Below are 6,677 nucleotides of genomic sequence, written 5' to 3'. Positions count from 1 at the left end.
AGCTCCATCAGCAAAAGGGGATGATAAGTTTATCACCACCGACTATTTGCAACAGTGCCTCTTTGGCAGCTGGTGTGAGCGACAATATGGTCACCGTTTCAAAACGGAAGACATTGTGCTGTCTCCGGGCATTATTCCCGCGCTGAACCGTCTCGTCCCGCTTCTGACCGACATGGATGACAGTATTCTTATTATGACGCCTTCATATGGCCCGTTTAAAAAGGCGGGTGAATACAGTCAGCGTCACGTGGTGTACTCGGCGTTAAAAAAATCAGCAGGCGGCTGGGAACCTGACTGGGAAGACTTTGCACGCAAAGCCAGTCAGGCCGATTTACGTGTGAAAATTCTTTTCCTGTGTAATCCGCATAACCCGACCGGACGAGTCTGGCGGCCTGATGAACTTAAGCGGATTATTGAAATTTGCCTGGCCAATGACATCTGGGTGATATCTGACGAAATTCACTGCGACCTGTCCCGAAGCGGTATCGGTCATACACCGGCCGCCTCTCTTTTCCCTGATTCTACACGCATTATTACCTGCATGTCCTCGAGTAAAACATTCAATCTGGCCGGGAATTTGTTGGCAAATATCATTATTCCGGATCCCGGTGTCAGAAGCGAGTGGCGTCTCAGACACGACGAGTTCATCTCTCCACTGAGCCTGGCAGCAAACAAAGCGGCGTGGAGTGAATGTGATGACTGGCTTGTCCATCTGAGGGAATATATTGACGGCAATTTCCAGTACCTGCACGACTATCTCAAAAGCTATTTACCCGAAACCAGGTTCTCGATCCCCGAAGGGACATATCTGGCCTGGATAGATATTAGCCGCTACCTGCCCGACACCGCAGGTGAGGATTTATCGCTGTATTTTGCCCGGGAGTCAGGGGTCCTTCTTGAAGGGGGCTTGCTGTTTGTCGACAATGGGGACGGATATATCCGGTTAAATCTGGCCTGCCCACGGAGTATGCTGACAGCAGGGATGAAAAGAATTTCACAGGTACTGCGGATACCGGCTCCTCATCGTGTATAACCCCTTTCTCTCTGGCCGTTTTGTCCTGTCAGGATGTCGTCAGAACCCGGCATAACACCCTGTGCCGGGAACACAAAAGGCACGGATGAACAGGTCGTGAATATTCTTAGTGAAGCCTGCTGATGACATGTCTGGCGACAAAAAAATGCCGCCCTTAAGGGGCGGCTTATGCCAGCGTCACGGGGTTATCGTCTGACCGCCATGATGCCCGCATCGACATCCCAGATAGCGCCCGTCACCCATGAGGTTTTGTCAGACAACAGGAAGAGAATAGTGTTTGCCACATCTTCGGCAGTTCCGACGCGTCCCAGCGGGTGGAAATCGTTCAGCGACTTCATAGCATCTGCGATATCCGCTTTGTCCATGAAGCCTTCGTATATCGGCGTATGAACAATCCCGGGAGACACCGCGTTGACACGAATACCCGCGCTGGCCAGCTCAATCGCCAGATTACGCGTCAGGGCATGCAGACCCGCTTTTGCCATTGAATAGGCCGAGGCCGGCGAGTCACCCAGTGCAGCCTGAGCACCAATCGAACCGACGTTGACGATAGACCCTTCGAGCTTCGCGGCGAGCATGTTCTTCACGACATCCTGTGTAATAAAGAACGTGGCTCGGTTCAGCGAAAGATACATGTCATAATCGGCAAAGCTGTGCTCGGTAAATCCTTTGGGCATGAAGATACCGGCGGCATTCACCATCAGGCTGATATCGCGATGGTGAGCATTAATTTCCTGACGGATAGTTTCCATACCTTCTTCGGTCATCAGGTTCGCCGCGATGACCGCAACCGGTCCCAGAGGGCTCAGTTCTTTTTGCACCGCTTCGGCTTTGTCTTTTTTATTCCCGGTCAGCACGACACTGCCGCCCGCTTCCAGTACCATGCGTGCCACGGCCAGGCCCATGCCGCTGGTACCGCCGACGACGAGCAGTTTTTTACCTTTGAAAAAAGTGTTCATTTTCTGACTCCATTACTGGTGGGTAAGACGTTGCCGGCAGCGTGAAACTGCCGGCGGTTGACGGATTAAATACTGCAGCCATCCGTTCCGCAGGTCTGACCCGCAGTGGCTGAAAATTCGGTTTGCTGTTCATCCCAGACCTGACGCAGGGCATTCAAAAAGTTATCTGCTGCCTGAGCCCCGCTGATGGCATATTTTTCGTTCATCACAAAAACCGGAACGCCGCTGAGGCCAATAGACTGTGCGTGGGCTTCATCGTCGGAAACGGTGGCGCGAAAATCGTCATTTTCCAGGGCGGCTTCAGCGTCAGCTTTCGGCATACCGGCTTCTACGGCCATGGCAACGAGCTGCTGACGGTCAAAGAGAGAGCGACCTTCGGTGATACTGCCATGATAAAAACGTTCTTCCACCGTGTCCGCAATTCCGGCCTTACGCGCGGCAACCAGCAGGGTGTGTGCATCTTCTGTATCACCAAACATCATGCCGTCGAAGTTGTAGATCAGACCTTCAGATTTACCGGCGGTGCCCACCTGATTCATCATCAGCTCCGCTGAATGCTGACTGCCCAGCTTTTTAACGATGGCATCCTTAAAAGGCATCGCGGGAGTACCACCGGCCAGACGGTAGCTGTGATGGCGGATCACCACCTGGTCGCGAAATTCAAAGCGATTCAGACCCTGTTCAAATCTTTTTTTAGCAATCCAGCACCACGGGCAGACCAAATCTGACCAGATATCGATGGTAAGGGTGGGTTTCAGCGTTTGCATAATGATTCCTCAAAGACGTTGGGCGGTCGGATCTCACTTATCAGAGAACCGCGACCGTATGGGATTTATTGCGCCTGCCAGACCGGGTAATCGGTATAGCCTTTTTCCGGGGAACCACTGACGCCGTAGTAGGTGGCGCGGTCACTTTCTGCCAGTGGCCAGCCGTTTTGCATTCTTTCAACCAGATCCGGGTTAGCGATGTAGGGCACACCAAATGCCACCAGATCCAGCTCATCATCTTCCAGAGCCTGCTCTGCGATATCACGGGTAAAACCGCCGGCAGCGATGATGGTGCCTTTAAACGTGTTGCGAAAACGGCGGCGGAAGCCTTCCGGAAGTGGCGCTTTGGTGTACACCGGCTGATAGTAAAGGTGTACGTAGGCCAGTTCCCGCTGACCGAGCGCGTCGGTGATGGCTGACCAGGTTTGCTCTTCACCTTCATACGGCGCGAGGTCATAAATGCGGCCGAACGGTGACAGGCGCACGGCAACGTGGCTGTTACCCACGGCTTCCGCCACGGCGTCAATGGTCTCCAGCAGGAAACGCTGACGATTTTCCACCGAGCCGCCGTATTCGTCGGTGCGGGTGTTCAGTTCGCTACTGAGGAACTGGTCAAAGATGAATCCGTTTGCCGCCATGATTTCCACGCCGTCAAAGCCGGCTTCCATCGCCAGGCGTGCGGAGTGCACGAAGTCTGCAGTGATGCGTTTAACTTCATGCGTTTCCAGCGCGCGTGGCTGGCTTGGTACAACCGGGCCCGGTTCTCCGGATTCGGTCAGCGCAAAAACGGTGGTATTGACCGCCTGAACGGTGCCCGCTGAAACCGGCGCTATGTGGCCTGGCTGAAGAGAGACGTGAGACATACGGCCGACGTGCCAGAGCTGCGCGAAAATACGGCCACCTTTGGCGTGAACCGCTTGTGTCACCTTACGCCAGCCCTGGACGTGTTCGTCGTTGTAGATACCAGGGGTATAAAGGTAACCCCGGCCTTCTTCTGAAACCGGCATCCCTTCGGTGATGAGCAGGCCAGCAGAAGCACGCTGTGCATAGTACAAAGCCACGACCTCATCCGGCACGTCATTCATGGTGCGGGTGCGGGTCATCGGTGCCATGACTACACGGTTTTTTAACGCCAGGCCAGACAGATTGTAGGGGGTGAAAAGCTTACTCATCGTATACCTCACAAAAAACAAAAAGGAGTATCCCGGCAGGGATTTGCACAGCCCGGCAGTATCATCGACTGGACGTCGCGCACTGGAGTTGCATAAACATCTGATGGGTGGCAATATACCAACCATCTAGTAGGTAGGTCAATGGCTGTGTCGTATTTTTTTGTCATAACGCAGCCATTTCTGAATTGTCACTCATTTTGCGAGGTCATCACCATGCGTACATTAACAGCTTATAACGAAGATAATTTCCGCCAGATAGAGCAGTACAACGGAATATCGGTGGTACGTTTCTCTGCACCCTGGTGTCCGCCCTGTCAGGCCAGCGAAGAAATGTTCAGTCAGTTTGCAGACCGGCTCGATAGAGATATTCAGGTGGGGAAAGTCAATGTAGATCAGGCGCCGGTGCTGACAACCAAATACGAGATCTGGGGGCTGCCGTCTGTGCTGATATTTCATGAAGGGCAATTAGTTAAACGCATACCGGGTGTGAAACCTGCATCGGTATATGCTCAGGCTATTGCGGACATAAAAAAAGGGCAGTAATGCCCTTTTAACGTGGAATTTATTAATGCTTAACCGCGTGCCTGACCGACGGCATCCAGAGTGCGGGCTGAATGAATGACCGCCGCGCCAGCGTTGAGGTTAATCGCCACGCCCAGCGCTTCAGCAATTTCAGCGTCGGTTGCACCGGCTTTCACAGCGGCGTCGGCGTGAAAAGCAATACAGCCGTCGCAGCGGGTTGTGACTGCGCACGCCAGGGCAATGAGTTCACGCACTTTTGCGCCCAAAAGGTCAGTTTTGTTACCTGCGTTGCCCAGGGCAACCACGCCTTTCATGGTCTCGGGGGTCAGTTTGCCCAACTCGCCTAAACGTTGCATTAACTCTGAGCGATAGTTGTTCCAGTCCAGCATAGTGTCATTCTCCTGAATGAGGGGTATTAAGAAGCAGTTTTATATACTTAAGGCTGTTGGCGAAGACTTCGGGTCTGGCCGTTGCATGCGCCACTACGCTTGAGCCTTCACAGACATTAATGATCATCAAAGCAATATCTGATGGTTCGGCATGGGATGAAAACTCACCTGACTCCATGCCCGCCCTGACGACTTTTGTGAGCCACTCGATTTGCATATCGAAATAAAGTGATGTCTGTACAGTAATTGCCTGAGGCAGATTGGCGGTCTCTGCTGACAACGCACAACACAGTGGCAGTAGCGAAGCTTTATGGCTTTGCGCGAAGATATCGATGTAAGCCGCAATTCTTCTCTCCGCGCTTTTCTCAGTCGCCTCTATCTGCTCAAATACGCGTTGTGTATCAGAGAACGCCTGTATTACCACCTGCTCACCCAGAATATCTTTGGTCGGGAAATGGTGATGAATACTGGCCTTGGTGATACCCACTATTTTTGATAAATCAGCATAGCTGAATACTGAATACCCTTTTTCGCGCATCAGGTGTTCTGCTTCGCTGAGCAGCCGTTCCCGTGTCATGGTTGTCATAATTACTCCATATAATCTACTAGTTGATAGATTATATTGTTGCTATTTTTCCGTAGCAAGTTGTATCACTGACTCAGTATCGTGCAGAGCTGAACGTCACTGCCATCCTGCATTCTGAATGGCAGCATTACATCTCTGACATCACGCCAGGCGTGTAATCATTTCAACCGGATTAGCCAGAGTATCGTGGATTGGCGAATTCTTTTGCATTTCGCTGACCAGCGCTTCTAACTCCTCGCGACTGGCGGTCTTGCTCGTAAGGTGAACATCGACGCGAATAGATTTCGCACCTTTACGCACGTTGCTGTCCAGCCCAAGGAAGCCGTTGAGGTTGATATCGAAATTAAGATCCAGCTCGATACCGTCCAGGTCGATCCCTTTTTCAGCAGCCATCATGGTAAGGGTGGCGGTATAACAGCCAGCCAGCGCCTGCATGATGTATTCAGTCGGGCTCATGCCGGTATCGGTGCCGAGTAAACCTGCGGGTTCATCACCGATATTAGAAAATTTCCCCACACGGCTGGTATCGATAACGCCGTTCTGGATTGTGGCGCCGGTCTCTGTGCGAACGGTTAATCCGCCGCTGGAACGGGCTTTCATCTGGAAAGTCAGGTTACCCAGGCCAGGCTGGCTGCGAACTGCTTCACGGGTATTGTGGATCGCAGCTGCGTCTGCAGAAGGTTTAACGGTAGTAGACATAATGGCTCCTGTAATTTCTTGATAAAAGGTATAGCTGGTGTAACCAGCACCAATCATCTAGTTGGTAGATTAGTGTCGCGAACCTCTTTTGTCTACTCTTTTATAAAAAATAGGGGGAAAAGAACCCAGCAGGCTGTTTTATTTCATAATAACCATTTGATTTTTTTATAATCTTCCCAGCCGCTCACTCTTGCAGCAATCCAGCCTTTACCCGAAGGATAGTCTGGCGGGTGGTATTAAATTCCCGGGCAATAGCACTGATACTGATGCCAGCATTTAGGCGCTCTGTCACTGTTTGCTTTTGTTCCTCGCTCAGGATGGGGGGGCGACCGAAGCGTTTTCCAGCCGCTTTTGCCCTCGCAATACCTGAATACGTTCGCTCAAGCAGCAAATCCCGCTCAAACTCCGCTACAGCAGAAATTACCTGCATAGTCATTTTTCCGGCCGGACTGGTCAAGTCAACGCCTCCGAGTGCGAGACAATGAACGCGAATATCTAAAGCCGCCAGTTGCTCTACTGTTTTTCGGATATCCATCGCATTACGACCCAG

At 52.0% G+C, this 6,677-nt stretch carries 9 protein-coding genes; 2 read left to right on the top strand and 7 right to left on the bottom strand.

Annotation, left to right across the window (positions count from 1 at the left end; translation table 11 throughout):
* Positions 1–1,033 (top strand): MalY/PatB family protein (locus ACOTYN_RS24580; RefSeq protein ID WP_421634780.1); only part of this gene is annotated, 1,033 nt, incomplete at its 5' end.
* Positions 1,034–1,218: 185 nt separating this feature from the next.
* Here the strand turns inward: ACOTYN_RS24580 and ACOTYN_RS24575 are convergent.
* The 3 genes from ACOTYN_RS24575 to ACOTYN_RS24565 all read right to left on the bottom strand — a co-directional run bounded on the left by ACOTYN_RS24575 (position 1,219) and on the right by ACOTYN_RS24565 (position 3,931).
* A complete protein-coding gene (locus ACOTYN_RS24575; RefSeq protein ID WP_004729618.1) occupies positions 1,219–1,992 on the bottom strand; it encodes an SDR family NAD(P)-dependent oxidoreductase in 774 nt (257 codons plus the stop codon).
* 65 nt (positions 1,993–2,057) lie between these two features.
* Entirely contained in the window at positions 2,058–2,759 is a 702-nt protein-coding gene (locus tag ACOTYN_RS24570) for a DsbA family oxidoreductase (protein WP_020277918.1), read from the bottom strand.
* A gap of 65 nt (positions 2,760–2,824) precedes the next feature.
* Complete coding sequence (locus ACOTYN_RS24565) at positions 2,825–3,931, bottom strand: alkene reductase (protein ID WP_006687059.1); 1,107 nt, start codon at positions 3,929–3,931, stop codon at positions 2,825–2,827.
* 213 nt (positions 3,932–4,144) lie between these two features.
* Here ACOTYN_RS24565 and ACOTYN_RS24560 point away from each other — a divergent pair, with 213 nt between their 5' ends.
* Positions 4,145–4,474 (top strand): thioredoxin family protein, encoded by a 330-nt coding sequence (locus ACOTYN_RS24560; protein ID WP_021242987.1) that lies wholly within the window; start codon positions 4,145–4,147, stop codon positions 4,472–4,474.
* Between the two features lie 29 nt (positions 4,475–4,503).
* On the opposite strand, the gene ACOTYN_RS24555 is transcribed toward ACOTYN_RS24560, so the two are convergent.
* The 4 genes from ACOTYN_RS24555 to ACOTYN_RS24540 all read right to left on the bottom strand — a co-directional run.
* The gene (locus ACOTYN_RS24555) at positions 4,504–4,842 is read right to left on the bottom strand and encodes a carboxymuconolactone decarboxylase family protein (RefSeq protein ID WP_020277919.1); all 339 of its coding nucleotides are present in this window, start codon (positions 4,840–4,842) and stop codon (positions 4,504–4,506) included.
* Between the two features lie 4 nt (positions 4,843–4,846).
* Positions 4,847–5,428 carry a TetR/AcrR family transcriptional regulator gene (locus ACOTYN_RS24550; RefSeq protein ID WP_020277920.1) on the bottom strand — a complete coding sequence of 194 codons (582 nt, stop codon included), beginning with the start codon at positions 5,426–5,428 and terminating at the stop codon, positions 4,847–4,849.
* 141 nt (positions 5,429–5,569) lie between these two features.
* Positions 5,570–6,127 (bottom strand): OsmC family protein, encoded by a 558-nt coding sequence (locus ACOTYN_RS24545; protein ID WP_000108589.1) that lies wholly within the window; start codon positions 6,125–6,127, stop codon positions 5,570–5,572.
* Positions 6,128–6,311: 184 nt separating this feature from the next.
* On the bottom strand, positions 6,312–6,677 hold a 366-nt coding region (locus ACOTYN_RS24540), incomplete at its 5' end, for a recombinase family protein (protein WP_166697282.1).

The organism is Enterobacter cloacae complex sp. IR5458 (assembly GCF_049238025.1).
Taxonomy (GTDB): Bacteria; Pseudomonadota; Gammaproteobacteria; order Enterobacterales; family Enterobacteriaceae; genus Enterobacter; species Enterobacter kobei.
Note: the sequence above shows the minus strand (reverse complement) of the source record. Positions and strands in the feature narration are given on the sequence as shown.

Bases quoted from the DNA above. Each gene is read 5' to 3' on its own strand.
- ACOTYN_RS24575 (WP_004729618.1), bottom strand. From the start codon at position 1,992: ATGAACACTTTTTTCAAAGGTAAAAAACTGCTCGTCGTCGGCGGTACC.
- ACOTYN_RS24570 (WP_020277918.1), bottom strand. From the start codon at position 2,759: ATGCAAACGCTGAAACCCACCCTTACCATCGATATCTGGTCAGATTTG.
- ACOTYN_RS24565 (WP_006687059.1), bottom strand. From the start codon at position 3,931: ATGAGTAAGCTTTTCACCCCCTACAATCTGTCTGGCCTGGCGTTAAAA.
- ACOTYN_RS24560 (WP_021242987.1), top strand. From the start codon at position 4,145: ATGCGTACATTAACAGCTTATAACGAAGATAATTTCCGCCAGATAGAG.
- ACOTYN_RS24555 (WP_020277919.1), bottom strand. From the start codon at position 4,842: ATGCTGGACTGGAACAACTATCGCTCAGAGTTAATGCAACGTTTAGGC.
- ACOTYN_RS24550 (WP_020277920.1), bottom strand. From the start codon at position 5,428: ATGACAACCATGACACGGGAACGGCTGCTCAGCGAAGCAGAACACCTG.
- ACOTYN_RS24545 (WP_000108589.1), bottom strand. From the start codon at position 6,127: ATGTCTACTACCGTTAAACCTTCTGCAGACGCAGCTGCGATCCACAAT.